Source organism: Hyphomonas sp., assembly GCF_016125515.1.
Classification (GTDB): domain Bacteria; phylum Pseudomonadota; class Alphaproteobacteria; order Caulobacterales; family Hyphomonadaceae; genus Hyphomonas.
In genome coordinates this window covers 24192-49206 of record NZ_WGLO01000006.1, presented here as the reverse complement: position 1 = coordinate 49206, position 25015 = coordinate 24192, and the positions used below count along the sequence as shown (strand labels likewise).

At 64.3% G+C, this 25015-nt stretch carries 23 protein-coding genes and 1 tRNA gene; 16 read left to right on the top strand and 8 right to left on the bottom strand.

From position 1 onward, the window contains the following. The first annotated feature begins 60 nt into the window (after positions 1–60). Positions 61–699, top strand: a complete 639-nt coding sequence (locus GC148_RS05580; protein ID WP_291069450.1) for a hypothetical protein — start codon at positions 61–63, stop codon at positions 697–699. Here GC148_RS05580 and GC148_RS05575 read toward each other — a convergent pair. After that, the gene (locus GC148_RS05575; RefSeq protein WP_291069448.1) at positions 696–1886 is read right to left on the bottom strand and encodes a TIGR03862 family flavoprotein; all 1191 of its coding nucleotides are present in this window, start codon (positions 1884–1886) and stop codon (positions 696–698) included. The genes GC148_RS05580 and GC148_RS05575 overlap by 4 nt on opposite strands. Positions 1887–1965: 79 nt before the next feature. On the opposite strand from GC148_RS05575, the gene GC148_RS05570 reads away from it, so the two are divergent. From GC148_RS05570 to GC148_RS05540, 7 genes are all read left to right on the top strand, one after another. Beyond that, on the top strand, positions 1966–3030 hold the full coding sequence (locus GC148_RS05570) for an AraC family transcriptional regulator (protein WP_291069446.1): 1065 nt from the start codon (positions 1966–1968) through the stop codon (positions 3028–3030). Positions 3031–3165: 135 nt separating this feature from the next. After that, positions 3166–4011 carry a sterol desaturase family protein gene (locus GC148_RS05565; RefSeq protein ID WP_291069444.1) on the top strand — a complete coding sequence of 282 codons (846 nt, stop codon included), beginning with the start codon at positions 3166–3168 and terminating at the stop codon, positions 4009–4011. 130 nt (positions 4012–4141) lie between these two features. Continuing rightward, the gene (gene radA, locus GC148_RS05560) at positions 4142–5527 is read left to right on the top strand and encodes a DNA repair protein RadA (RefSeq protein WP_291069442.1); all 1386 of its coding nucleotides are present in this window, start codon (positions 4142–4144) and stop codon (positions 5525–5527) included. Then, positions 5520–6056, top strand: a complete 537-nt coding sequence (locus GC148_RS05555; RefSeq protein WP_291069440.1) for a CvpA family protein — start codon at positions 5520–5522, stop codon at positions 6054–6056. The genes radA and GC148_RS05555 overlap by 8 nt, the downstream gene beginning before the upstream one ends. Positions 6057–6118: 62 nt before the next feature. Then, a complete protein-coding gene (locus tag GC148_RS05550; protein ID WP_291069438.1) occupies positions 6119–7480 on the top strand; it encodes an erythromycin esterase family protein in 1362 nt (453 codons plus the stop codon). A 114-nt stretch (positions 7481–7594) separates the two neighbouring features. After that, positions 7595–9046 (top strand): amidophosphoribosyltransferase, encoded by a 1452-nt coding sequence (gene purF, locus GC148_RS05545; RefSeq protein WP_291069436.1) that lies wholly within the window; start codon positions 7595–7597, stop codon positions 9044–9046. 22 nt (positions 9047–9068) lie between these two features. Continuing rightward, positions 9069–9785 (top strand): SDR family NAD(P)-dependent oxidoreductase, encoded by a 717-nt coding sequence (locus tag GC148_RS05540; protein WP_291069434.1) that lies wholly within the window; start codon positions 9069–9071, stop codon positions 9783–9785. 14 nt (positions 9786–9799) lie between these two features. Here GC148_RS05540 and GC148_RS05535 read toward each other — a convergent pair whose 3' ends face one another. Next, positions 9800–10720 carry a Gfo/Idh/MocA family oxidoreductase gene (locus tag GC148_RS05535; RefSeq protein ID WP_291069432.1) on the bottom strand — a complete coding sequence of 307 codons (921 nt, stop codon included), beginning with the start codon at positions 10718–10720 and terminating at the stop codon, positions 9800–9802. 152 nt (positions 10721–10872) lie between these two features. Between GC148_RS05535 and GC148_RS05530 the strand changes: the two genes are divergently transcribed. From GC148_RS05530 to GC148_RS05520, 3 genes are all read left to right on the top strand, one after another. Next, positions 10873–11895, top strand: a complete 1023-nt coding sequence (locus tag GC148_RS05530) for an NADP-dependent oxidoreductase (protein ID WP_291069430.1) — start codon at positions 10873–10875, stop codon at positions 11893–11895. A gap of 6 nt (positions 11896–11901) precedes the next feature. Then, the gene (locus GC148_RS05525; protein WP_291069428.1) at positions 11902–12819 is read left to right on the top strand and encodes a hypothetical protein; all 918 of its coding nucleotides are present in this window, start codon (positions 11902–11904) and stop codon (positions 12817–12819) included. Positions 12820–12919: 100 nt separating this feature from the next. After that, positions 12920–13186, top strand: coding sequence for an HU family DNA-binding protein (locus GC148_RS05520; RefSeq protein ID WP_291059146.1), 267 nt, complete (start codon positions 12920–12922; stop codon positions 13184–13186). A 13-nt stretch (positions 13187–13199) separates the two neighbouring features. Here the strand turns inward: GC148_RS05520 and GC148_RS05515 are convergent, their stop codons facing one another. Then, on the bottom strand, positions 13200–14633 hold the full coding sequence (locus tag GC148_RS05515) for an MATE family efflux transporter (RefSeq protein WP_291069426.1): 1434 nt from the start codon (positions 14631–14633) through the stop codon (positions 13200–13202). Positions 14634–14939: 306 nt separating this feature from the next. Between GC148_RS05515 and GC148_RS05510 the strand changes: the two genes are divergently transcribed. After that, on the top strand, positions 14940–15401 hold the full coding sequence (locus GC148_RS05510; RefSeq protein WP_291069424.1) for a MarR family transcriptional regulator: 462 nt from the start codon (positions 14940–14942) through the stop codon (positions 15399–15401). Between the two features lie 24 nt (positions 15402–15425). Continuing rightward, the gene (locus tag GC148_RS05505; protein ID WP_291069422.1) at positions 15426–16637 is read left to right on the top strand and encodes a cytochrome P450; all 1212 of its coding nucleotides are present in this window, start codon (positions 15426–15428) and stop codon (positions 16635–16637) included. A 156-nt stretch (positions 16638–16793) separates the two neighbouring features. Here the strand turns inward: GC148_RS05505 and GC148_RS05500 are convergent, their stop codons facing one another. Continuing rightward, a complete protein-coding gene (locus GC148_RS05500; RefSeq protein ID WP_291069420.1) occupies positions 16794–18170 on the bottom strand; it encodes a class II 3-deoxy-7-phosphoheptulonate synthase in 1377 nt (458 codons plus the stop codon). A gap of 154 nt (positions 18171–18324) precedes the next feature. Here GC148_RS05500 and GC148_RS05495 point away from each other — a divergent pair, with 154 nt between their 5' ends. After that, positions 18325–19635 carry an AAA family ATPase gene (locus GC148_RS05495; protein ID WP_291069418.1) on the top strand — a complete coding sequence of 437 codons (1311 nt, stop codon included), beginning with the start codon at positions 18325–18327 and terminating at the stop codon, positions 19633–19635. A gap of 242 nt (positions 19636–19877) precedes the next feature. On the opposite strand, the gene gor is transcribed toward GC148_RS05495, so the two are convergent. From gor to glmU, 3 genes are read right to left on the bottom strand one after another with little or no spacing between them, the layout of a single operon-like run. Continuing rightward, positions 19878–21266 (bottom strand): glutathione-disulfide reductase, encoded by a 1389-nt coding sequence (gene gor / locus GC148_RS05490; RefSeq protein ID WP_291069417.1) that lies wholly within the window; start codon positions 21264–21266, stop codon positions 19878–19880. Positions 21267–21318: 52 nt separating this feature from the next. Further along, complete coding sequence (rpiA, locus tag GC148_RS05485) at positions 21319–22020, bottom strand: ribose-5-phosphate isomerase RpiA (RefSeq protein WP_291069416.1); 702 nt, start codon at positions 22018–22020, stop codon at positions 21319–21321. Positions 22021–22026: 6 nt separating this feature from the next. Then, positions 22027–23403, bottom strand: a complete 1377-nt coding sequence (gene glmU, locus GC148_RS05480; RefSeq protein ID WP_291069414.1) for a bifunctional UDP-N-acetylglucosamine diphosphorylase/glucosamine-1-phosphate N-acetyltransferase GlmU — start codon at positions 23401–23403, stop codon at positions 22027–22029. Positions 23404–23478: 75 nt separating this feature from the next. On the opposite strand from glmU, the gene GC148_RS05475 reads away from it, so the two are divergent. Next, a complete protein-coding gene (locus tag GC148_RS05475) occupies positions 23479–24198 on the top strand; it encodes an HAD-IA family hydrolase (protein ID WP_291069413.1) in 720 nt (239 codons plus the stop codon). Here the strand turns inward: GC148_RS05475 and GC148_RS05470 are convergent. Continuing rightward, positions 24168–24410: a hypothetical protein gene (locus tag GC148_RS05470; protein WP_291059130.1), complete on the bottom strand. Its 243-nt coding sequence runs from the start codon at positions 24408–24410 to the stop codon at positions 24168–24170. The two genes, GC148_RS05475 and GC148_RS05470, sit on opposite strands and share 31 nt — an antisense overlap. A 493-nt stretch (positions 24411–24903) precedes the next feature. On the opposite strand from GC148_RS05470, the gene GC148_RS05465 reads away from it, so the two are divergent. Beyond that, positions 24904–24978: transfer RNA gene (locus GC148_RS05465), tRNA-Val, on the top strand. Positions 24979–25015 lie beyond the last annotated feature (37 nt).

Below are 25015 nucleotides of genomic sequence, written 5' to 3'. Positions count from 1 at the left end.
TAGTGGTTCCCATCCTCGCTCATCGGGGTTACCCTCCCGGCCTGTGTGAGGGGACACGCCATGCTGGAATTCATCAAATACGCTTCCGTAGCCTTCACGGCCGTCTCGGTCGCCTTCACGGGGTGGCTGCAATACGAGAAGTTTCGGCTCGACGGCGAATGGCAGATCGACACCTGCACCGAAGCCGCCGACCTCACGCGCTATGAAGGCCTGCACCTCGCCTGGCGGGTGTTCCTGTCGGATGATCCGCTCTCGGCGCCGGTCGTCGGCGATGGCGAGAAGACCGAGGAAGCCTTCGCGGCCATTCCGCCCTCGGCGCGCTTCCCGGTGCGCCTGGTCGGCACGAAGGAGATCAATTCCGTCAGTCTCACCGGCCGTTTCGAAGGCGCAAAGCGCGCCTCCACCGGCCGGTTTGAATTCAAGCCGACGATCTCCAAACGGCTCTTCTCGGGCTACATCCCGTTCTACCAGCGCAATGTGGATGTGCTGCAGGGCACCTTCGCCTTCACTGCGGGCAATGCGCGCGGCACGGCCCGCGCGGTGCGTCTCACCAATGGTCAGATGCCGGACGGTGTGGCGCCCTTCGCATGCAAGGGCCTGACAGCAGCCGACGTGCTCGCCGCCGCCGAAGCGGTCGAAGCCGCCACGCCGATTGTCGAAGAATTGGAAGCCGAATTTGCGGCGGAAACACCAGACTAGCGCGCTGCCGCCCGTCCCGCGACGCGCCCGGTCGCAAGGCTCGCAGTCAGAAGGTAGCCGCCGGTGGGCGCGTCCCAAGCGATCATCTCGCCGGCGCACCAGACGCCCGGCAAGGCCTTCAGCTGAAGGCCGTCATCCAGCGCCGACCAGGGCACGCCTCCGGCGGTGGAGATGGCGGTATCCATCGGCGCGGTGCCAGCCAGAACCAAAGGCAGCGCCTTGATGAGGCGCGCCAAGGCCTCGGGTTCTTTCGGCAGCTGGCCCCGGGTTACTTCATTAAGGAGGCCGATCTTCGCCGCGTCCAGCCGCGCGGCCTTGCGCAGGCGGTTTGAAATCGAGTCCTTGGGATGGGCTGCGGCAAGGCGCACAATGAGCGCTGCTTCGTCCGTTCCCGGAAGAAGGTCGATCGTCAGCACGGCCCGGCCATCCGCCGCGATGTCACGCCGCAAGGCGGCGGCCAGCGGGTAGACCGCGCCGTTCTCGATGCCGGACCGTGTGATCACAAAATCGCCGCGCACAGTTTGTCCGTGAGCGGACAAAGAAATATTTTTCACCGGCGCGCCCGCCAGCGGCGGCATTTTGGCAGACCAGTCTGCCGTGAAGCCGCAATTGGATGGCGAGAATTCTTCCAGCGCCACGCCCTTCGAGGCGAGGATCTTCGCCCATTCCCCATCCGAGCCCAGCCGGCGCCAGCTCGCCCCGCCCAGCGCAAGGACAACGCCATCGGTCTGGACGCTCACCTGTCCCGTCATCGTTTCAAAGACCAGCGCGCCCTCGCTGTCCCAGCCGGTCCAGCGATGACGGGTGCGCAGCGTTGCCCCCGCCGCACCCAGCCGCGCCAGCCAGCGGCGCAGCAGCGGCGAGGCTTTCATGCCCACCGGAAATACCCGGCCCGACGAGCCGACATGCGCCTCGATGCCGAGGCCCGCCATCCATTTCACGATGTCCGACGGCCCGAACGCCTCCACCATTTTTGCCAGCCGTGCGTCCGGCGCGTCGTAGCGGGTGCGGAACACCGCCTCGTCTTCGGAGTGCGTGATGTTGAGGCCGCTCTTGCCGGCCATCAGGAACTTGCGGCCCGCGCTGGGCATCGCGTCATAGATATCGACCCGCGCGCCGGCTTCCAGCGCCACCTCGGCCGCCATGAGCCCGGCCGGTCCTGCGCCGATGATCGCGATGTGTTTCATGGGCACGGTCTAACCGGAACGCCGGTCAGTGGCCAGCGTTCCGGCTTTTCCGCGCGGCAAAAGCGCTCTACCAGACGCCATGGACCCTGCTGGCGCCTTGACCCTTGCTGATGTTCTGATCCGGTATCCCGCGATCGGCATGCTGGTATTGATCGGCCTCCTGGGTCTGCGCGACGGGCGCGGCTCCCGCACCGTGCTGCTGGCTTCGGTCACCTGTCTCAGTTGCGCCGCTGTCCTGCTCAGCAGCGCGCCGGCCGGTCTCCTCCTGCCCTTTCCCGTGCATGTGGTGCTGCGCCTGATCGACACGACCGCGATCCCGCTGGCCTGGTGGCTGGGCCTCGCCTTGTTCGACGACGATTTCCGGCCCGGCCCGATCGAATGGGGCGGCATGGTCCTGCTCGTCCTCCTGCTGGCTGTGTGGCGGCTGGCAACCCTCGGCTTGACGACCTTCGCGCCTGCCGCGCTGGACCCCGTGATCGATCTGATCAGTCTTTCCATGATTGTTCATGTCGTCTGGAAAGCCTTTGCCGGCCGGGCGGAAGACCTGGTCGAACGCCGGCGCAAGGTGCGCTTCTGGTTTGCGCTTTCCATCGCCTGCGGCACGCTGATGACTGTGCTGGCGGACAACCTGTTCCGGGGGCCGGATTCGGAGATCGCGAATTTCGTGCTCGCCATCGTCGTGGGCGGCCTCGCGCTGTGGGGCGGCATGTGGCTGCTGCGGCTGGAGCCTCTGCACCTGCGGTTCGAACAACCCGCCGAACGGGCGCCTACGGAGCCAGCGGTCGATCCGCGCGACGCCGCCACGTACAAACGGCTGTTGCACCTGATGGAAACCGAGCGCGCTTATCTCGAACCCGGTCTCACGATCGGCGCCCTTTCCGCCCGCGTCGGTGTGCCGGAACACCAATTGCGGGCCCTGATCAATGGGGCGCTGGGGCATCGCAACTTCTCCGGCTTCCTCAATGGCTACCGCCTTGCCCACGCCAAAGCCGTGCTTTCAGACCCCGAACAGGCCCGCTTGCCCATCCTGACCATCGCGCTCGATTCGGGCTACGCGTCCCTGGCGCCGTTCAACCGCGCCTTTCGCGCGGCTGAGGGTGTCACGCCCAGCGAATTCAGGGCCGCGCGCCTCACCGAAACCTGATCACTTCCAGAAAAACAGCTTCAGTTTCGAAATCGCGGCGTCTTTTCCGACTGCGATGAGACCGCAGCGCCGCATTCTGGAATGCCTGGCGTCCAGCCCCGGAGCGTCCCGCCCGGCGCATGAACGGAGAGACAGATGGACCCCTTCCTGGAATTTCTTGCACACCTGCCGGCCCGCTTCCTGAACGGTATCAGCTTTGAGGCCATGCGATACGCCATGGGCACGCTATCCGTGTTCGGGCTGGTCTGGGTTCTGTTTGCCCCCATGCTGAAGTCCCGGAAGATCCGCACCACCCCGCACCGGATGAAACAGGTCCGCGACGAGCTCCGCAACTCCTTCATCACCATCCTCGTGTTCGTCACTCTGGATGTGGTGATCTTCGATCTGGGCGCGCGCGGTGTTTTCCGCCTGTATGAGGATATCGGCCTTTACGGATGGGTCTGGTTCTTGGTGTCGATCCCCGTTGCGATCGTTCTGCATGATGCCTGGTTCTACTGGACCCACCGGCTGATGCACCTGCGCCGGCTGTACCGCACCTTCCACATGACGCATCACCGCTCGCACAACCCAACGCCCTTCACGGCCTATTCCTTTGCGCCCGGCGAAGCGGTCGTGAACTACATGTTCATACCGGTGCTGCTGCTGATCCTGCCGATCCATAGCCTGGCGCTCTATACGGTGATGACGGTCATGATCTTCAAGAACGCCACCGCGCATTGCGGCTACGAACTATTTCCCCGCACCTGGGTCTTCCACCCGGTGCTCGGCTGCCTGACTACGGTCACGCACCACGACATGCACCACGCGCGTGCCGACGGAAATTACGGTTTCTATTTCACCTGGTGCGACCGCTGGATGGGCACCGAGCACGCGGACTATCTCGACCGGATCGGCCTGCAGCTTGCGGCCGACATTGAACGGCGCGCAGCCAGGACGGCCGGCAAACCGGTCGCGGCTGACCCTCAAGATGTGCCGGCCTGATCCCGGCGAACGCGGCAGCAACCGCGTGCCATGGAGGGGTTCCCATCGATCAATGGAAGGTATTCAGCCTTGAATCATCTACTGAATTTGAGACTGTATCGGCGCTGCAAACACGGGTATCGCATCCCCCATGGCCAAAGCTCCGACCTCTGCCTTCGTCTGCCAGTCCTGCGGCGCTGTACATGCCAAATGGGCCGGGCGCTGTGAGGCCTGCGGCGAGTGGAACACGCTGGTGGAAGAAGCCGTCAGCGCGCCTCCCGGCGCGCTGAAAGCCGAAAAGACTCCAACGGCGAAGCGCGGGCCCAAGACCGAATTCATCGCCCTGAATGCCGAAACCGACACACCGCCGCGCGTGGTCATCGGTGTGGACGAGCTCGACCGCGTGTTCGGCGGGGGCCTTGTGCCCTCCTCGGCCACGCTGATCGGGGGCGACCCCGGCATCGGCAAGTCGACCCTGCTGCTGCAGGCTGCGGCGCGGCTGGCGCGCAACGGCGTGAAGACCGTCTACGTCTCCGGCGAGGAAGCCGCAGCGCAGATCCAGGAACGCGCAAAGCGGCTCAAGGTCGCCAATTCGCCGGTGCAGCTGGCGACCGAAACGGACCTGCGCCGCATCCTTACGGCCCTCAAGGACGCCAATCCCGGCTTCGTGGTGATCGACTCGATCCAGACGCTCTGGTCCGACGCGCTGGAGGCCGCGCCCGGTTCAGTGGCGCAGGTCCGCGCCTGCGCACAGGAACTCGTGCGCTGGGCCAAGAAGTCCGGCGCCGCGCTGGTGCTCGTCGGCCACGTCACCAAGGAAGGCACGATAGCCGGCCCCCGCGTGGTCGAGCACATGGTGGACGCCGTGTTCTACTTCGAGGGCGAGCGGGGCCACCAGTTCCGCATCCTGCGGGCGGTGAAGAACCGGTTCGGACCAACCGACGAGATTGGCATTTTCGAGATGCACGCCCTTGGCCTGACGCCCGCCAAGGAGCCCTCCGCGCTGTTCCTTTCCGCCGAGGCCGAGCCCGGCGGCGGCACGGCAGTTTTCGCGGCGATGGAAGGTTCGCGTCCGGTGCTGGCCGAAGTGCAGGCCCTGGTCGCCAAAAGCCCGTTCGGAACGCCCCGGCGCAGCGTGATCGGCTTCGATGCCGGGCGCCTCGCGATGATCATGGCGGTGCTGGAAGCGCGCTGCGGCCTGAATTTCGCGGGCATGGACGTCTATCTCTCGGTCGCCGGCGGCTACCGGATCTCCGAACCTGCGGGCGATCTGGCAGCGGCAGCGGCCCTGCTCTCGTCCCTGGCCGGCAATGCGGTGCCCTCGCGCAGCGTGTTCTTCGGCGAAATCGCGCTCTCCGGTGCCGTACGCGCCGCGCCCCGGATGGACCAGCGCCTGAAGGAAGCCGCCCGCCTCGGGTTCCAGCGCGCCTATGGCCCGGATAGCAGCCCTGCGGCAGAGGGCGCCTTGACGGTCACGCCGATTGCACGGCTAATCGCGCTCGTCGACCTCCTCGCCCCGGACGCAGCAAATGCTTGAAAACATTTCCGCTTTTGACGGCATCGCGCTGGGTGTCATCATCGTTTCGGCGATCATGGCCTTTGCGCGCGGCTTCCTGCGCGAACTGGCGACACTGGGCGCGTTCATCGGGGCCCTGGCCGCAGCCTATTATGCGCGGAAATTCCTGCATGGCACCGTCGCCGAGCTGCTGCCCCCCGGCAGCCACCCGCTGGCGCCGGACATCATCCTCGTCGTGAGCGCGTTCCTGATCGTCTACGTGATCGTGGCCGCGCTGGGGCAGAGCCTGTCGAAATCGATCATGTCGAACGGCGAGATCGGCCTGTTCGACCATATCGCCGGTCTCGTCTTCGGAATCATCCGCGGCGGCGTGGCGCTTGTGTTCTTCGCGGTGCTGCTCACCGTCGGCTTCGAAGATGAGCGCGTGCCACCCTTCATCCATGACAGTTTTAGCTATCCGATCCTCGCCTCGGCCGCCAAGGCGGTCACCGGCGAGGCGCGAGAGGCCAGCGAGAGCGCGAGGGCGCATACACCCGCGTCAGGCGACTGAACTTGAAGCCTTGGCGGCGCGGGTTACTCTCGCAGCCGCTCCCATTTGAGGTGAGGACGAACTTGCCAGATCGCCACGCCCTGCTCTCCCGCCGCAATTTCCTGCTGGCGACCGCCTCTGCCGGTCTGCTGGCGGCGTGCGCGACGCCGGTGCCGGTGGAGCCTGTGGAAACCGTGCGCGGGCCGACGATGGCGAGCCTTCTGGCGGCGCAGGCCGTGCCCATCCGTCATCTCGTGCCGGACGATCCCGGCATCACCGCCTTCGCCCGCCGCCTGGCCGAGGCGAAGATCGTCGGCCTCGGCGAAGCCACGCACGGTTCGCACCAGGACGCGCTGCTGAAATCGCTGCTGGTGCAGGACATGGTCGAAAACCACGGCCTGCGCCTTATCCTGGTGGAAGCCAACCGCACCGGCACGGACCAGCTGAACATCTACGCCTCTGCCCTGCCGACCGGCCTGCTGGCGGCCGAAGCGGTGAAGCAGGCGCCGATCTTCAACGTGCTGAAGACCGAAGTGATGGCCGACCTTCTGGCCTGGCTGCGCGGCTGGAACGCGGTGAACGCTGACCAGCCCGTGCGCCTTGTCGGCATCGACTGCCAGGCGAGCAGCATTGATGCGGCGGACGCGCTTGCCGCGCTCGCCACGGTCGATTCCGGTGCGGCCGATGCGATTTCGGTCGCCCTGGCACCGATCCTGACCGATGAGGCCAAAGCCGCGCGCCACGACCTGATGCTGAAAACGATCAGCTCCGCCCAGCGCTTCGAAGCCGAAGCAGCCTGCCGGATGCTCGAGGCCGAGCTCCAGCGCGTGGGGCTAGACAATGCCGCCTTCACGGCGCGCCGCGCCTGGCAGGGCCTGAATGCCTTCGAATACGAAACCTCGGACGGCGACATGTCCCGCGCGAACCTCGAATACTGGAGCCGGCGCGACGTGTTCATGGCGCAGAACGTGCTCAGCCTCGCCGGACCGGACAAGGCTGCGCTCTGGGGGCACAACATCCATGTTCAAGGCGGCCGACCCGCCGGTCAGGGCGCCGGATACATTCCATCGGGCGCCGTGCTGCGCGAGGCGCTGGGCAAAGGCTACGCCGCCCTGATCCAGGAATTCACCGAAGCCACCTTCCTCGCCGTTCCGCCGGACGCCGCACCCGACGCCGCGCCGATCACCCTGAAGCGCACCGCCCGCCCGGATACGTTGAATGCCTTGCTGACCGAAGCGAGCGGCCAGCTTGCGTGGTTCGACCTGGCAACCCTGCCGGACAATTCGATGGTGACCGACTGGCGCGAGACGCCGATCGGCATGGAATGGTACGGCGCAAAGGCTCATCCCGAGCCGCAAGCGAGCGAAGTTCCACGGGTGCCGCCCGACTCGCTGTTCGATGTGCTCGTGATCCATCCGGAACTGACGCCGTCGCGGATGCTCTGAGCGGACTTTCTGCACGTCAGGGCAAATCCGTCACATCTCTACCCTTTCGCCCCGGGGAAAACCGAACTATATCCCGACCGGGCAGCGGCGCCCCAAAGCGAGTCGGAACTTCCGATGGCCTATTTCGACAATGATGACGACAAGCCACGCGAAGAGTGCGGCGTTTTCGGCGTGTTCGGAAACAAGGAAGCGAGCCTGCTCACTGCGCTCGGCCTGCACGCCCTGCAGCACAGGGGCCAGGAAGCCTGCGGCATCGTCAGTTTCGACGGTAAGCGCTTCAACTCAGAACGCCACATGGGCCTCGTCGGCGAACATTTCGGCGGTGACCTGCGTCAGCGCCTGCCTGGTCACGCCGCCATCGGCCACAACCGCTATTCCACGCAGGGCCGCCCGATCCTGCGCAACATCCAGCCCATCTTTGCCGATCTGGCGCTCGGCGGCTTCGCCGTCGCCCATAACGGCAACCTCACGAACGCGCGCCACCTGCGCCAGCAGCTCGTCAAGGACGGTGCTATCTTCCAGTCCACCATGGACACCGAAGTCATCCTCCATCTCGTGGCCCGCAGCCCGAAGAAGCGCTTCGTCGAGCGTCTCATCGATGCGATGCACCAGATCGAAGGCGGCTATGCCCTCGTCGGCATCACCGGCAAGAAACTGATTGGCGCGCGCGATCCCATCGGCCTGCGTCCGCTCGTGCTCGGCCGTCTCGGTGCTGGCTATGTGCTCGCCTCGGAAACCTGTGCGCTCGACATCATCGGCGCCGAATTCGTGCGCGAGATCGAGAATGGCGAAGTCGTCGTCATCTCCGAAGAAGGCCTCGAGAGTTTCCGCGCCTTCGCGCCCCGCCCGCCAAGCCCCTGCGCCTTCGAGTATGTCTACTTTGCCCGTCCGGACAGCTTCATCCAGGGACGCTCCGTGTACGAAGTACGCCGCCGGATGGGACACCAACTCGCCCTTGAGACGCCGGCCGATGCCGATGTGATCGTGCCGGTGCCGGATTCCGGCGTGCCTGCCGCGCTCGGCTTTTCCGAAGAGTCCGGCATCCCGTTCCAGATGGGCATCATCCGCAATCACTATGTGGGCCGAACCTTCATCCAGCCGACACAGACCGGCCGCCAGACCGCCATCTCCAAGAAGCACAGCCCGAACCGCGCGGTGCTTGAAGGAAAGCGCGTGATCCTGGTCGACGACTCCATTGTGCGCGGCAACACGTCGAAGAAGATCGTCCAGATGGTGCGCGAAGCCGGCGCCCGTGAGATCCACTTCCGTTCGGCCAGCCCGCCAATCGTCAACCCGGACTTCTACGGCATCGACATGGCCGCCAAGTCCGAACTGTTCGCTGCCATCCACTCCCATGAGGAGATGGTAGAGGAGCTGCAGGTCGAAAGCCTCGGCTTCCTGTCCGTGCCCGGCCTCTACAAGGCCATCGGCGAGCCGCTGCGCAACAACATGATCCCGCAATTCTCGGATCACTGCTTCACCGGCGAATACCCGACCCCGCTGGTCGACTACCAGCAGGACCAGGCCGACAAGGAGCGCCAGCTCTCCTTGCTGGACGACGTCTGAGCGGCGCGCTACACGCCGCGCCATGACCCAGACCAAACGCCTCATTCTCGTCACCGGCGCCTCGCGCGGCATCGGCCGTGCTGCTGCGCTGGAGCTTGCCCGCCAGGGCGATCTCGTGATTGCGCTCGCGCGCTCCAAGGCGGCGCTCGAAAAGCTCGATGACGAGATCCGCGCGCTCGGCTCCGAGGCCCTGCTCGTCCCGATGGATCTTAAGGACACCAAAGGCATCGAAACGCTGGGCAAGGTGCTCGGCGAGAAGTTCGGCCGCCTCGACGGCTTCATCGCCAATGCCGGCTTGCTTGGAACCCTCGGGCCGCTGGAGACGTGCGGGCCGCGCAGTTTCGAGGAAACCATCCAGGTGAACCTCACCGCCAACGCCCACCTGATCCGCGCCATCGGTCCGCTGCTGCACCGGTCGGACGCGCCGCGGGCGGTGTTCGTCACGTCCGGCGTCGTGCCGCGTCCACGCGCCTTCTGGGGCCCCTACCAGGCGTCCAAGGCCGGGCTTGAATCTCTGGTCAAGGCATGGGCCGACGAGCACGAGAACATGGCCCTTCGCGTCAACCTGTTTGACCCCGGCGCAGTCCGCACCGGCATGCGCGCCGAAGCGATGCCGGGCGAAGACCCGATGACGCTGCCCACGCCCGAGGCGGTGGCGAAGGAACTGGTGAAACTCGTCTCACCGTCCGAGACGCGCACAGGCCAACGCGCCGTCTACCGCGAGATCGTCGGCACCTGACTTCAGGCCGAAGCCTAATCCACACCCGCGAGCACAGCGGCCTCTGCAGCCTCTGCCATCATCACGGCGGCGACCGTTCCGTGCGCCGGCACCGGGCTGCGCGCAAGGCCAAGGCAAGCGGCGTAGAAACCTTCATCGGCGGCGCCGAGCGGATCGGGCAAGTCGGCGGCAATATCGACGCGCACTTCGTAGGGCGTCGTGTTCTTGAGCTTGCGGGTGAGGAAGTCGATGTCGATTTCGCCGGACGGATAGACCACACGCATCGTCCGTTCACGGATATCTGCCGCGCGGCTTGCACGCAACTTTGCCTTGCCGCCGCTGGCATAGTCGAACTCGGCTTCGGCCTCGTCGATATGGGGCGAGTGCACACGCCGGCCGGTTGCTTCCACATGCGTGAACTCGCGGCCGAGCAGCATGGCGGCGAGGTCGAGGTCGTGGATCATCAGGTCCCAGATCACCGACACGTCGCCGGCCCGCCCGCCCGGCGCCGGCGGGCCGGAGCGCACGGACTCCACCAGCAGCGGCGTTTCCGGAATGGCCAGCACCCCCATCGCCTTGGCGACGAAACGTTCCTGATGGCCGACCTGCAGGATCCGTCCGCGCGCCGCGGCCTCGTCGGCAAGGTCGCGCGCCGCAAGGCCGGACAACGCGAGCGGCTTTTCGACCAGCACATGGCAATGCGCATCGATCGCCTGACGCGCGAGTTGTTCGTGCCATGTAGCTGGCACGGCGATGACGACCGCGTCGCAGACTTTCAGGAATTCCGCATAATCACTGTAGCCTTTGGTGCCGAAAGCATCGGCCAGCCGCATGGCACGCTCGAGGTCGACATCGAAGATGCCCATCAGGTCGGCATGCGGTGAGGCGGCCGCCTTCTGGGCGTGGTAGTTTCCAAAAACACCGGCGCCCGCGACACCTACTTTCAACTTCGTCATGCCCGTCCTATCCCTTTTGCCTTCCGCAATGACACCCTAAGCGCAGGCCCGCAAGACCCGCCTTCAGGCCGGATTCTTCGCGGCCACCCCTTCACACGCAGCAGATGGCAGTCCATGTGGACGGACAACTAGAGACCAATAAGGAGACGGATATGGCCAAGCTTACTTCGAACGAATGGGCCCTCGCGCAGCGACCGGTCGGCATGCCGAAGACGGCGGACTTCCAGATGAAAACCGTCGATGTGCCGGAACCGGCCGAGGGTGAAATCCAGGTCATGAATACCTGGATGTCCGTCGACCCCTACATGCGCGGCCGCATGTATGACCGCGAAAGCTATGTGCCGCCCTTCCAGATCGGCGAAACCCTGCAGGGCGGCGCGGTCGGACGCGTCTCGGCCTCGACCCATCCGGACTACAAGGTCGGCGATCTCGTCTCTTCCTTCTTCGGCTGGCGCACGGCCTGGACCGCAAAGCCGGAAGCCGCTGCCGTGCAGAAACTGCCGGCGACCGGCCTGCCGGAAAGCGCTTTCCTCGGCGTCGCCGGCATGCCCGGCCTGACAGCCTATGCCGGCCTGCTGCGCGTGGCGGAACTGAAAGCCGGCGACACCGTGTTCGTATCCGGCGCTGCCGGCGCGGTCGGCTCGACCGTCGTGCAGATCGCCAAGATCAAGGGCGCCACTGTCATCGGCTCGGCCGGCGGCGCGGACAAGTGCGCGCTGGTCAAGTCGCTCGGCGCCGATCATGTGATCGACTACAAGCAGGCCAAGGGCTTTGACGGCCTTGTCGCCGCCCTGCGCGCGGCCGCACCCAAAGGTATCGACGTGTACTTCGACAATGTCGGCGGCGATCACCTGACAGCCGCTATCGAATGCGCCCGTCCGCTCGCGCGGTTCGCCCTCTGCGGAATGATCGCCCAGTACAACGAGACCGGCAAACCGGAAGGCCCGCACAACATCATCCAGGCCGTCGGCAAACAGCTGAAGGTGCAAGGCTTCATCGTGTCGACCCATGCCGACATGCAACCCGCCTTCATCGCCGACATGGCGAAGTGGATTGCCAGCGGCCAGATGAAGTTCGAAGAGACCGTTATGAACGGTATCGAAAAAGCGCCTGAGGCCTTCCTGGGCCTCTTCACGGGCGCCAACACCGGCAAGATGCTGGTCAAACTCGCCTGAGACACCATGGCCCTGTTCGACGCATACATCATGGTGGACTGGAGCGCGGCTGCGAAACCTGCGCTCGGTCCGAACTCGATCTGGATCGGCATGCTGATCAAGGACGCGCGCCTGAAGCTGCAGTTCAAGGCGGTGAACATCGACACGCGCCTGAAGGCACGCGCGTTCCTTGAGGACATGGTCGCCAAGCTCGTCAAGCGCGGCGACAAGGTGCTGCTCGGCTTCGACTTCTCGCTCGGCTATCCGGCCGGCACGGCAAAGGCGCTCGGCCTTGATACGTCGAAACAGGCGCCCTGGGCGGCGATGTATGCGCATCTCGCCACACGCTACAAGGACAAGCCGGACAACAACTCGCGTCCGCGCTTCGCCATTGCCGCGGGCCTGAACTACACGATCTCTAAAGGGCCATTCCCTTTCTGGGGGACCCCGCCGGCCGACAAGGCCACCACCCTGTCGACCTCGCGGCCAGAGTTCACGGATGACAAGCCGGTCGCCGAATTCCGCCTGGCCGAACAGCATCTGCGCTCAATTCCCGGCGCATCACCCAAGTCCTGCTGGCAACTTTACGGTGCAGGATCGGTCGGCAGCCAAAGCCTGACCGGCATTCCGCATGTTCATGCCCTGCGGCAGGCCTGGCCGAGCGCCCGTATCTGGCCGTTCGAACTGGGCGAAGGCGGCCCGCTGACGGCAGGAGAGCTCGACGGAATCGATGTCGTGATCGCGGAAATCTACCCCTCCTTGGTCAAGCCGAAGCCCGAAAAAGGCGAGGTGGCCGACGAGGCCCAGGTCCGCCAGATTGCCCGTCATTACGCGGATCTGGACGAGAAAAGCGCCCTCGGCGCCGCGTTTTCCACAGGCAAATCGCTGTCCGGGGACCAGATCTGCCTGATTACCGGCGAAGAGGGCTGGATTCTCGGCGTTTAGCCCGTGTCTACTGGGATTCCGGCGTATCCACACGAGTCGAATCGTGGGTAAGTCGCGGCTATGGCGTTCAAGCGTCATTTTAATCTAGAGGAGAACCCCTATGAACAAGGGTGAACTGACCAAAGCGGTGGCACAGGAATGTGGCATGTCCCAGAGCGACGCCGGCAAGGCCGTTGACGCTGTTTTCGACACCATCGCAGGCGCCGTGAAGAGTCGCCAACAAGTTGCAATCGCTGGTTTCGGCACGTTTGTCGCGAAGACGCGCAACGCCCGTGAAGGCCGCAACCCGGCCACCAAAGAAGTGATCAAGATCCCCGAGAAAACCTCGGCGGCGTTCAAGCCGGCTTCGGTCCTGAAGGACATCTAAGCCGCTCTGCCCCCTAGTGGGGCACGAAGACGGTTCCGGCGGCGCGTTCCTTCACGGGGCGCGCCGCTTTCCATTCCAGCAAGGCCACCTGCAGCACGCCGGCAAACAGCACGCCGAAGAATGCGCCTTCGAGCACGCCTTGCGGACCGCGCTGCGCCACGATGCCGAGTCCGAACGCGGCCGGCAGCATCACGACAAAGAACGATCCCATGTGGATCGCGCTCGGCAGCCACACCATGCCCTGCGCGCGCAGCGCGAACGAGGCCGTCGCCTGAAGCCCGTCGAAGATCGTCGCCGCCGCCGCCAGCCAGAGAAGGCCCGCAATCGCCGGCGCAATCGCGACGCCGCCGATGATCGCATCCTCCTTCACCAGCAGGCCTGAGATCGGCCCGGCGAAGACGATCAGGATCAGGCCGAGGATCAGGCCCATGGCAATCGTCGCCACCACGCCGAGGCGTCCGGCATTCTTCACGTCCTGCGCGCTGCCGCGCCCTGCCGCTTCCGCCACGCGCACCGACGTCGCCGAGGCGATGCCGAGATAGAACATGAAGCAGAGGCCCATCACCTGCACCGAATAGCCATAGATTGCGTTGGCGGCGATCGAGATCCAGGTCGCGATGATGAAGGTAATATTGAAACCGCCCCATTCGGCGACGTTGGAGATGGCCGTGCCGGTGCCGACATCGAACTGGCGGCGCGCTTCACCAGCCGGCGCCGGCGGCGAGGCCCGGAAGCCCGGCGTGAAGGCGGCGACCAATCCCAGGAACACGATCACCAGCAGCCAGCGCGTGCCAGTCGTAGCCCAAGCAACGCCCTCCGCGCCCATTTGCGGCATGCCCCAGTACCCGCCGACCAAAGCGAGGTCGATGATCAGGTTCACGAGCACCCCGCCATACATGGCGAGTGTCACCATCAGCGGACGGCGCAGCGCTTCCAGATAATAGCTGCAGGCTTGAGTGATCATGTGGCCGATCAGGCCCAGCGCCAGAATGCGCGTCACTTTCGCGGTCTCCTGCGCCACCTGCTCCGGGGTGGCTTCGCGCAGCGCCTCGCTCGGCGGGGCAATGGTGACGAACACCCAATGGAAGAAGGCACCGATGGTCGGCAACAGCAGAGCCGTCAGCGCCGCACCAAGCAGCAGCGCCCAGACCAGGCCGCGCCGGAAGATGCGGCCCGATCCGGCCTCGCGCCCGACGCCGAGCAGTTCGGACGTCAGCACCTGCACACCCAGAAGGATGCCGATGCCGAGCCCCAGCGACACGCCGATCGGCAGCCAGGAGGAGAGGACATAGGCCAGCTCCTCCGGCGCGAACTGGCCGAGCACGATGGCATCCGTCAGGCCCATCAGCATCATCGCCATGCGGCTCACCGCAATCGGCACCGACAGGCGCAGAAGGTCTGCAATATCCGAAGGCTTCGCCCAGACGGGCAGTCGCGACGTCGTCATCCCTGCCCTCCCTTGCGTTATCCCGAGCCGGAAACCGGCTGGTTTTTGAGCAGCCGGTCCGAATGCCGTAAACGGATCAAAAGGGCAAGACGGAATCAGGCTTTTGTCATCGTTTTGTGTTCATACGTCATAACCGCACCGGCGCCGGCCTTCGACACGACAGCTTGAGACCTGAACGGTGCTTGTTGGCTCTATCGAGCCAATCGACTTCCCGACGCTCTGCTAAGCTCTTCGTTTTGCGGACTATCTCGCACCCATATTGTAAGATAGTAGACAATATTATATTTTACTTATACACCTGACCTAATGAAAATCGTAAAGAATGCCGCCTTGCGCAGGATACTCACCGAACTCGATGAACTGACGTTCCGGTTCGAGGACATTCCTCGGATGCTCCGGCGCGCCATCGACGAGATCCTTGTCGATAGCGGCCTCAGCAGGACACAGTGGCGCCTGATGGGTTATGTCTTGCGTGAAAGCGGTCTGACCCAGACAGAATTGGCAAGGCTGCTTGAACTGGAACGCGCCAGCGTCGGCAGCGCGATCGACAGCCTTAGCGCACGCGGCCTGGTCGTGCGGGAACCGGTGCCTGAAGATCGGCGCGCCTGGGCGATTTCAGCGACACCCGAGGCTGAGGCGCTGCTCGCGAGCCTGCGCGAGGCCATCTCGGAGATCTATGCCCAAACCTTCCGGGGACTGACAGCGCAGGAATTGCAGCTCCTTCGCCGGATGCTCGACCAGATCACAACGAATCTCAGCCGGGGCTGAGTCCCATCAGGAGACACTATGCACATGGACGATGACGTCATCTCGGCTCTCGAAGCCATCGACCCCAGCCGTGCCGACAGGTTCGCGGATGGGAGCATTCATCCCCTGATGAAGAGGCTCCGCCAGGAAGCACCTGTGCACTATTGTGCCAGCAGCGAACACGGTCCGTTCTGGTCCATCACCCGGCATGCCGACATAAGGGAAATTGAACTGCAGCCGGAACGGTTTTCCTCGTCCTACCAGCGGGGCGGAGTATCCTTGATCCAGCCTCCCGGCGTGGAGAGTCTCGTGACCTTTATCCAGATGGACCCGCCCGACCATGGGCCGCGGCGCCAAGCGCTTGTGCCTGCCTTCTCAGCCCAGGAAATGACGCGCCTCTCGGAAAACATCCGGAACCGGACGTCTGATCTTCTGGACCAACTTCCAAGGGGTAAGACGTTTGACTGGGTCTCGGACGTGTCCGTCCGTTTGACGACCGATATGCTTGCCACCTTGTTCGATTTTCCATGGGAAGATCGACACCTCCTGCCGGAATGGACAGACTGGATCGTGTCCTTGGAGCGCATCCAGAAGGAGCCACAGGGCCGAATGGAAAAAATGGGTGAAATGGCGGCCTATTTCCTGCGCCTCTGGCAGGAGCGTGCCTCCACCCCGGAGGCACCTGATCTGTTGTCCCGGATGATCCATTCCGGCGCGCTCGGCCATATGGATGCGCCTGAATTCCTTGGAAACATGGCGACCCTGGTTGTTGGCGGCAACGATACGACCCGCAACACCATGTCAGGCCTTGCTATCGCCTTTGATCAGTGGCCGGAGGAGCGCGAAAAGCTCTACGCCGACACGGGCCTCATCATCACGGCAGTTCCGGAGGCCATCCGCTGGCAATCACCTGCAGCACACATGCGGCGCACGGTCACCGAGGATACAGAGTTTCGAGGTAAGACCTTCAAGGCAGGGGACTCTGTCGTCATGTGGTACATTTCAGGCAACCGCGATGAGGCCGTTTTCGAGAACCCGGACCGTTTCATCGCGGACCGCAAGAACGCTCGGGATCATATCGCATTCGGCTATGGCATTCACCGTTGTCTGGGCGCGCGTCTCGCCGAGCTACAGCTGCGCATCCTTCTGGAAGAGATGGCGTCCCGGAAAGTCATTGTCCGGCGTGTTGGCCCGGTCGTGCGCGAAGCGCACCCTTTTCTCACGAACGTTTTGAGCGTTCCGGTTGAGTTGCATTGAGCTTGGTCAGGAGCGCGGCGGGGTCAGGCCGGCATTGAAAGCAATGACGCCTATCGGCGAACTCCGGTCGGTAAGAACGGACCCGTCGGTGAGCAGGTTTCGTCTGGAGACCGGTTACCCAAATTCGAACAACGGTGGCTCTCTCCGGAAGGCGCTTTAGCCCGCCTTGCGCGTGTCGGTGCTCTTGGTCTCGACCTGCTGCAGCTTCTCCGCCACGAGGAACGCGAGTTCCAGCGCCTGCTCGCCGTTGAGGCGCGGGTCGCAGTGCGTGTGGTAGCGGCTGGAGAGATCTTCCTCCGAGATCGCCTGCGCGCCGCCGATGCATTCGGTGACGTTCTGGCCCGTCATCTCGAAGTGGACACCGCCCGGATAGCAGCCTTCGGCGGGAAGGATGTCGATGAACTGGCGCACTTCCGAAAGGATGCGGTCCACTGGACGGGTCTTGAACCCGGTGCCGGTTTTCAGCGTGTTGCCGTGCATCGGATCGCACGACCAGACGACCGTGCGGCCGGACTTCTTCACTGCGCGTGCGAGCGGCGGCAGGCCCTTCGCCACGCCTTCGGAGCCAAAGCGCGAGATCAGCGTAATGCGGCCCGGCTCGTCGCTCGGGTTCAACGTCTCGATCAGACGCAGCAACTCGTCGGTCTCCATGCCGGGACCACACTTGATGCCGATCGGGTTCTTGATGCCCTTGCAGAAGTTCACGTGCGCGTGGTCCACCTGGCGCGTGCGGTGACCGATCCACAGCATGTGGGCCGAGGTGTCGTACCAATCGCCGGACGTGGAATCGATGCGCGTCATCGCTTCTTCATAGCCGAGCAGCAGCGCTTCATGGCTGGTGTAGAACTCCACCTGCGCCATCTGCGGCACCGTCTCGGCATTGAGCCCCACTGCCTGCATGAAGCGCAGGGAGGCCGAAATCTGGTCCGCCAGTTTCTGGTAGCGCTCGCCCTGCGGGCTGCGGTCCACGAAGCCCAGCATCCAGCGCTGGACGTTGGCGAGGCTGGCATAACCACCCTGGCTGAAAGCGCGCAGCAGGTTCAGCGTCGCGGCCGATTGCGAATAGGCCTGCACCAGGCGCTCCGGATCCGGAATGCGGCTCTCGGGCGTGAAATCCATGCCGTTGATGTTGTCGCCCCGATAGGAGGGCAGCGTCACGCCATCGATGGTTTCAATCGGCTCGGACCGCGGCTTGCCGAACTGGCCGGCGATACGGCCCACTTTCACGACCGGCTTGGCCGCCGCAAAGGTCAGCACGACGGCCATCTGCAGGATCACGCGGAACGTGTCGCGGATATTGTCCGGGTGGAACTCCTTGAAGCTCTCGGCACAGTCTCCGCCCTGCAGCAGGAAGGCATTTCCGGCCGCAACCTCGGCCAGACGGGTCTTCAGCCGGCGCGCTTCGCCCGCAAAAACCAGTGGCGGATAGCTCCTGAGGCGGTTTTCGACAGCCACCAGCGCGCCCGTGTCAGGATAGTCCTGCGGGATGTGCTGGGCAGGCAATTTGCGCCAGTCAGAGGGGGTCCAGGCCATAATGCGTAAGCTCCTAATGTGCGGCGCATAAATCACATGGCAGGCGCATGCTCAAGTTTCACCATAATTTCACAGCACAAAGCTGGCTGATTCGGGGCTTCAGCGGCTAAAAGGTCGTGGGGTTTCAAGGGTTCAACACGGGGACTGATGCGCCATGCCGCACGTCTATATCAGCCATTCGGGCGCCGATCCGGATGCGCTGCTGCAACTCCATGAGGCCCTGCGCGCCGCAGGGATCGCAGATCGCTACACGACCGGTGAGCCCGAACGCATGGGCGCAGACACCGAAATCAGCGCCGCCTTTGCGGTCATCGTGCTCGTTTCAGCCGCCGCCGTGCGCTCGCGCGCGGTGCGCCAGGATGTCGAGACCGCCAAGGCCCTCGGCGTGCCGATCATCCCCTACCAGATCGACAAGGCGCGCCTGAACGGCTTCTTCAAGACCGAGGTCCAGCCCCTGCTGCGCCTGTCATCGTCGATGGAAGACGGCCTCGAACAGCTCATCGCAGAGACCCAGGGCGCCTATCGCCGCAAATGCCCCGTCGTCGCCGTGATGAACCTGAAAGGCGGCGTCGGCAAAACCACCGTTTCGGCCCAGCTCTCGGGCGCCTGGCAGGAGGTCAATGGCGGGCGCGTGCTGCTGATCGACCTCGATCCGCAATACAACCTCACCCAAACCTTCTACTCGATGGAGGCCGCCGACGCCTCGTCGGGCGTCGACCGTTCGGTCATCTCGCTGTTCGAACGCTCGCGCCTGCACGCCAAGGACGCCGCCTCGCCGGCAGAGAACTGGCTGAGCCTCACCATCGCACCCTTCACGCCGGCGCCGCGCGACAGCTTCGTCCACCAGATTCTCGGTGAGGACGGTCCGCCCGGACGGCTCGATCTCGTCTCCGGCCAGTTCGAGATCTCGAAATACGCCTTTGCGAATGACCGCGACGCGCTTGCTGCCATCAAGCAGCACTTCCTGCGCACCATCGATCACTATCGCAGCGAATACGATCTAATCGTCTTCGACACCAACCCCAACGCCACCTTCCTCACGCGCTGCGCGCTGGAAGCGGCCGACCGTGTCATCGCGCCGATGCATGCGGACATCTACTCCCTGCGCGGCGTGCGCCTCCTGAACCTCGTCATCCGTGACCAGGTCGAGGAAGCCAAACGTCCGGCACTGTCCGTGCTGTTCAATGCCGTGAACCGCAACGAGCAGTCGACCTTCGAAGGCGACGCGCGCAACGGCGTCTACGACCAGATCGCCGGCTTCCCCCTATCAAAGTCGCTGATGACCGCCGCCCTGCCGCGCTCGGCCCACTTCGCCGTGAAAGCCCCCGTCGATGGCCAACCGCCCTGGCGCCAGCTCCTCGTCCACGCCGGCCGGGGCGGCGGCCTCAAAGCCATTCGCGACAGCCTGAAACAGGTTGCGTTGGAATTGAAGAATCTGAGTGAGGGTGGCGGCTCAGGGCACTAACCTTCCTGTGTTCATATGCGCTTGTCACCCCGGCGAAAGACGGGCCCCAGACTTGCCCCAAGTGCCGACCCATCAAAGCTGATCCTTAGCGAATTCGAAGGATAGCGGGCTCAAACGGCCGCTCCCGCACGCTCGAGCTTCGACTTCGCTCAGCATGAGCTCGATGACGTTTGACCGTGCTTCTTTGGGTCCCGCCTTTCGCCGGGATGGCAGGATGGCAGCGTATTTCAAATCCGCCCCGCTCACACTGCCGGCGCGACCCACTTCGTCCGTAGCGTGACGATCTCCTCGGCCGCCGAGGGATGCAGCGCACAGGTCCGGTCGAAGTCCGGCTTCGTCGCGCCCATCTTCACCGCGATGCCCACCATCTGGATCATCTCGGCGGCGTCTTCGCCCACGATGTGAATGCCCAGTACGCGCTGGTCCGACGCCCGCACCACCAGCTTCATCATCACACGCGTCGCGCTGCCACTCAGCGCGTGTTTCATCGACTTGAAGCTCGTCTTGTAGATGTCGATCTCGCCGAACTGTTCGCGCGCCATCGTCTCGGTCAGACCCACCGTGCCGACTTCAGGCTGCGTGAACACCGCTGTCGGAATATCCGAATGGTCCATATGCCAGGGATGGCCGCCGAACTCCGTATCGGCAAAGGCATGGCCCTCCCGGATCGCCACCGGCGTCAGGTTCACCCGGTCGGTCACATCGCCCACGGCCCAGATGTTGTCGACATTCGTGCGCGACCATTGATCGACGATCACGGCACCGTTCTGGTCCAGCGCCAGGCCCAGCTTGTCGCAGCCGAGCGTGTCTGTGTTCGCCACACGGCCCACCGCCATCAGCACCGTCTCCGCCCGCAGCGTCTCGCCCGTCTTCAGAGTCACGCGGCGCACACCGTCCGCCTCCAGATCAATCCGCTCGAACACCGTGCCGGTCACCAGCTTGATACCGGCCTGCGTCAGGCCCTCGGTCACGGCGTCGCGCACATCCTCGTCGAAGCTGCGCAGCACCTTGTCGCCGCGATAGACGACCGTGACATCCACGCCGAGCCCGGCAAACACATGCGCAAATTCCAGCGCGATATAGCCGCCGCCGGCGACAATCATCCGCTTCGGCAGAGGATCGAGGAAGAACACCTCGTTCGAGGAAATCGTGTGTTCCACACCTGGCAGCTCTTCCGGCGTTGGACGCCAGACGCGCCCGCCAGTCGCAATCAGGATCTTCTTAGCCGTCACGGTGCGGCCCGATGTCATCAGGCGCAGCGTGTGCCGGTCCACGAACTCCGCGCGCTCGGCAAAGATTTCGGCGCCCGCGCCTTTCAGGCTACGGTCATAGATGGTCGACAGCCGGTCCACTTCGGCATGCATCGCCTTGAGGAAGGCCGAATGGTCATAGGACACGCCGCTGACCGACCATCCGTATCCGGCCGATTGCCTGATCTTCTTCGCATAGTCACTGGCATAGACCATGAACTTCTTCGGCACACAGCCGCGCACCACGCAGGTACCGCCCATGCGGTATTCCTCGGCGAGCGCCACCTTGGCGCCGGCCTGCGCCGCGATGCGCGCCGCGCGCACCCCGCCGGAGCCGCCTCCGATCACGAACAGGTCATAGTCGTAGGTCGTATCGGTCATGGGGTCGTGTCCCTGAAGGAGTGTCGAGCGCCCTCATGTGAGGCGCGCAGGCCTAGTATTCAATGATGTTGGCGCCGGTTTCCGTGCCGATGATTACCGTACGGGCAAGCCCGATGAACAGGCCATGTTCCACCACGCCGGGCACGCCCGACAGGTAGGCCGCCGTTCGCGCGGGGTCCGGGATCTTGCCGCAATGGCAATCTAGGATGTGGTTGCCGCCATCGGTCACCAGCAATTCAGGGCTCTGAGGCGCCTTGCGCAGCTCGATGCGCGGGCGCTCGATCCCGGAGGCTACCAGCGCGTCATGCACCTTCTTCGCCGTGATCGTGTAGCCAAACGGCGTCACTTCCACCGGCAGCGGAAACGCGCCCAGCATAGCAACGTCCTTGGACGGATCGGCGATCACGACCATGTGATCGGAGGCGTTGGCGATAATCTTCTCGCGCAGCAGCGCCGCGCCGCCGCCCTTGATCAGCACACCGCCGGGGCCGACCTCGTCGGCGCCGTCCACGGTCAGATGGATGCGGTCCACCTGCTCGAACGGGATCAGCGGCACACCCAGGCTGCGCGCCAGTGCGCGCGTCTGCTCGCTCGTCTCGATACAGCGCACCAGCAGGCCGTCGGCAATCTCGTCGGCCAGCATCTCGACGAAGAATTTCGCCGTCGAGCCCGTGCCGAGACCGATCGTCATGCCCTCCTCGACAAATTCCATCGCCGCAGCGGCCGCGTTCTGCTTCTCGGTCTCGTAGGCCATAGCTGGCTAGCTACCCTTCTTGCCCTTGGCGGCCTTCTCGGCGGCCTTCTTTGTACGGAACGTCTTCGCCCAGCCCTCGCGGGTCATCTGTTGGGCGCGGGCGACCGCCAAAGCATCGGCGGGCACATCCTTGGTGATGATGCTGCCCGAGCCGACATAGGCCCCGTCGCCGATCCGCACCGGAGCCACGAGCGCCGAGTTGGACCCGATGAAGGCGCCCTCGCCCACATCGGTCTGGTGTTTGAGATAGCCATCATAGTTGCAGAAGATGGTGCCCGCGCCGATATTCGCGCCGGCCCCGATGGCTCCGTCGCCCAGATAGGCCAGATGGTTCGCCTTGGCGCCCTCGCCCATCGCCGTGTTCTTGGTCTCCACGAAATTGCCAACGCGCACCTTCGCGCCGAGCACCGTGCCCGGCCGCAGCCGCGCGAACGGGCCAACCTCGCAGCCCGCACCGACCCGGGCGCCTTCCAGATGCGAGAACGCCTTGATCCGCGCACCCGCCGCGACCGTCACAGCGGGCCCGAACACCACGTTCGGCTCCACTATCACATCGGCCTCGATGGCAGTGTCAAAGGACACGAACACAGTCTCCGGCGCGACAAGGGTAACCCCCGCCTCCATCAGCGCCATCCGGCGCCGCGCCTGGAAGATGCGCTCGGCCTCGGCGAGGTCGGCCTTCGAATCGCAGCCGATCAGGTCGTCCTCACTAGCGGTGACCAGAGCGCAGCGCCCCCCTTCGGACCGGGCCAGGCCCACCAGGTCGGTCAGGTAATACTCGCCCTTTGCATTGGTGTTTGTAATTTTTTGCAAGAGCCGGAACATAGCCTTTGCGCGACCCGCTATCACGCCTGAGTTGCAGATCCGGACCTTGAGCTGATCCGGAGTCGCCTCACGCGCCTCGACAATCGCCTCAAGATCGCCTGCCGCGTTGGTGATCAGCCGACCGTAAAGGCCGGGCTCGGCCGCCTCGAAGCCGAGCACGCCGAGCGCGGCGCCGCCGGAGACACCGTCGAACAGCGCCTCGATCACGCCCGCCGGCACGAGCGGACTGTCGCCGTAAAGCACCGCCAGCTCGCCCTCGAACCCCTGCAGCGCCGCTTCGGCGCAGCGCACCGCATGGCCCGTCCCCTGCGGCGGATCCTGGAAGGCGATCGCCACGTCGGGATGGGCCGCCTTCAGGTGCGCGATCAGCACGTCCTGTGAGGGGTGCACCACCGCCACGATCCGCGCGCAGCCGGTCTCCTGGGCCAACGCGACCGACCAGTCCATCATCGGACGGCCGCCCACAGCGTGCATCACCTTGGGCAGGGCAGACTTCATCCGCGTGCCCTTTCCGGCCGCGAGGATGATAGCGGCGCGCTGTTTGTGCGCTTGGGTCAAATGCGGGCTCCCTCTCGCTTTCGTTCGCCCCATCGCCTAGACGAAACCCCGCAGTTTGGCGAGGGCGAACCCGGTATGGACTCCGTGCAAATCCGTGGCTTTGAGGGCTGGACCATCCTGTTCGATCTGGACGGAACACTGGTCGATACTGCGCCGGACCTGCTCGGCGCCCTGAACCATGTGCTGACAGACATGGCCCTCGCACCCGTCAGCCTGGACGCCGTCGCCGAAATGATCGGGCACGGCGCGCGGGCGATGATCGAGACGGGTCTTAACACGCAGGGCGCTGTACTCTCCGCAACAGAAATGGACGCGGCCTTCGAGCGGTTCATCGCCTATTATGTGGACCATATCGCGGACCACTCGCGACCCTTTGAAGGCGCCGTCGACGCCCTGGCGGCCCTACGCGAAGCCGGCGCCAAGCTGACCGTGTGCACCAACAAGCGCCAGGATCTCAGCGAGCGCCTGATCGGCGCGCTGGGCCTCAGCCACCAGTTCGACGTGATTTTCGGCGCGGACCGCGCCACCCACCGCAAGCCCCATGCCGACCATGTCTTCGAGACGCTGGCGGCGGCCGGCGGCGATCCGGCCCGAGCCTTGTTCGTGGGCGACAGCCGGACAGACGAAAGGGCAGCCCGGAATGCCGGACTGCCCTTCGTGTTCGTGACCTTCGGTTACGAGGCGGAAACGGTGGAGGATATTGCCGCTGATGTTGCCATCAGCCACTACACCCAACTTGTTTCAGCTTTGTCGGACCTGAGGGATCAGGCCGTGGCTTCGCCGCGCGGACGATAGGTCGGGCGGGCGGATCCGCCTTCGCCAAGGGCGCGCCGGCGAGGCATGCCGTTGACCATATTGGAACGCACGTCAGTCCGTGCACTCCGCATTGCAGGAACGAACCCGGCTTCCACGAGGTCGACATCGACTTCGTAGCCACGCTCGGCCCAGTACGCATTGATTTTTTCGCGAAGGCGCTTTGCGCCGTCTTCGTCACACCAGTCTTTCACTTTTGCTCTCTCCAGGCTTGTTATCACTCTGGCGACTTACGCCGCCGTGCCTGTCCTTCTTCAGTTCATACTGCGGACCTTGGTTGACCCGTCTTGTATGGCGGGTAGATGACAACGTTTGCAGGATTTCTCAAGGGCAAATTAGGGTGACGGTTTCGTAAGTTATTACGATGAACAAATATTCATCATGAACAGTTGTTCATGTGGATGCCAAAAATCGGCGCAGCGCCCGAAAATCGCCGGTGCGCCAACCCCCAAGCAGAAAGCGTCCCTTGCGACGCTCTGTCACGAATTGGCAGGAAAACGTCAAGACTTCCGCAAGCCATTCGCACTCGCAATGCATAAACGCATATCTCTCGGCAGAAGCCATGACATAAATTCCAATCCCTCCCCCGCCGCCGCCTGGCCATCGCTGGACAAAATCACGGCTGCAAAGCCTTCACATACCCGCTTGACCTCTCAGTCCGGCCCGACTACGCCACGCCCTCGCGGCGGGCGATTAGCTCAGTGGTAGAGCACTGCCTTCACACGGCAGGGGTCGCAGGTTCGAACCCTGCATCGCCCACCATCCGCCACCCGCTGTCCTGCCGGTTCCAATGGCTTAG

Coding starts and splice junctions, on each gene's coding strand:
- GC148_RS05580 (WP_291069450.1), top strand. CDS start 61: ATGCTGGAATTCATCAAATACGCTTCCGTAGCCTTCACGGCCGTCTCG.
- GC148_RS05575 (WP_291069448.1), bottom strand. CDS start 1,886: ATGAAACACATCGCGATCATCGGCGCAGGACCGGCCGGGCTCATGGCG.
- GC148_RS05570 (WP_291069446.1), top strand. CDS start 1,966: ATGGACCCTGCTGGCGCCTTGACCCTTGCTGATGTTCTGATCCGGTAT.
- GC148_RS05565 (WP_291069444.1), top strand. CDS start 3,166: ATGGACCCCTTCCTGGAATTTCTTGCACACCTGCCGGCCCGCTTCCTG.
- radA (WP_291069442.1), top strand. CDS start 4,142: ATGGCCAAAGCTCCGACCTCTGCCTTCGTCTGCCAGTCCTGCGGCGCT.
- GC148_RS05555 (WP_291069440.1), top strand. CDS start 5,520: ATGCTTGAAAACATTTCCGCTTTTGACGGCATCGCGCTGGGTGTCATC.
- purF (WP_291069436.1), top strand. CDS start 7,595: ATGGCCTATTTCGACAATGATGACGACAAGCCACGCGAAGAGTGCGGC.
- GC148_RS05540 (WP_291069434.1), top strand. CDS start 9,069: ATGACCCAGACCAAACGCCTCATTCTCGTCACCGGCGCCTCGCGCGGC.
- GC148_RS05535 (WP_291069432.1), bottom strand. CDS start 10,720: ATGACGAAGTTGAAAGTAGGTGTCGCGGGCGCCGGTGTTTTTGGAAAC.
- GC148_RS05530 (WP_291069430.1), top strand. CDS start 10,873: ATGGCCAAGCTTACTTCGAACGAATGGGCCCTCGCGCAGCGACCGGTC.
- GC148_RS05525 (WP_291069428.1), top strand. CDS start 11,902: ATGGCCCTGTTCGACGCATACATCATGGTGGACTGGAGCGCGGCTGCG.
- GC148_RS05520 (WP_291059146.1), top strand. CDS start 12,920: ATGAACAAGGGTGAACTGACCAAAGCGGTGGCACAGGAATGTGGCATG.
- GC148_RS05515 (WP_291069426.1), bottom strand. CDS start 14,633: ATGACGACGTCGCGACTGCCCGTCTGGGCGAAGCCTTCGGATATTGCA.
- GC148_RS05510 (WP_291069424.1), top strand. CDS start 14,940: ATGAAAATCGTAAAGAATGCCGCCTTGCGCAGGATACTCACCGAACTC.
- GC148_RS05505 (WP_291069422.1), top strand. CDS start 15,426: ATGGACGATGACGTCATCTCGGCTCTCGAAGCCATCGACCCCAGCCGT.
- GC148_RS05500 (WP_291069420.1), bottom strand. CDS start 18,170: ATGGCCTGGACCCCCTCTGACTGGCGCAAATTGCCTGCCCAGCACATC.
- GC148_RS05495 (WP_291069418.1), top strand. CDS start 18,325: ATGCCGCACGTCTATATCAGCCATTCGGGCGCCGATCCGGATGCGCTG.
- gor (WP_291069417.1), bottom strand. CDS start 21,266: ATGACCGATACGACCTACGACTATGACCTGTTCGTGATCGGAGGCGGC.
- rpiA (WP_291069416.1), bottom strand. CDS start 22,020: ATGGCCTACGAGACCGAGAAGCAGAACGCGGCCGCTGCGGCGATGGAA.
- GC148_RS05475 (WP_291069413.1), top strand. CDS start 23,479: ATGGACTCCGTGCAAATCCGTGGCTTTGAGGGCTGGACCATCCTGTTC.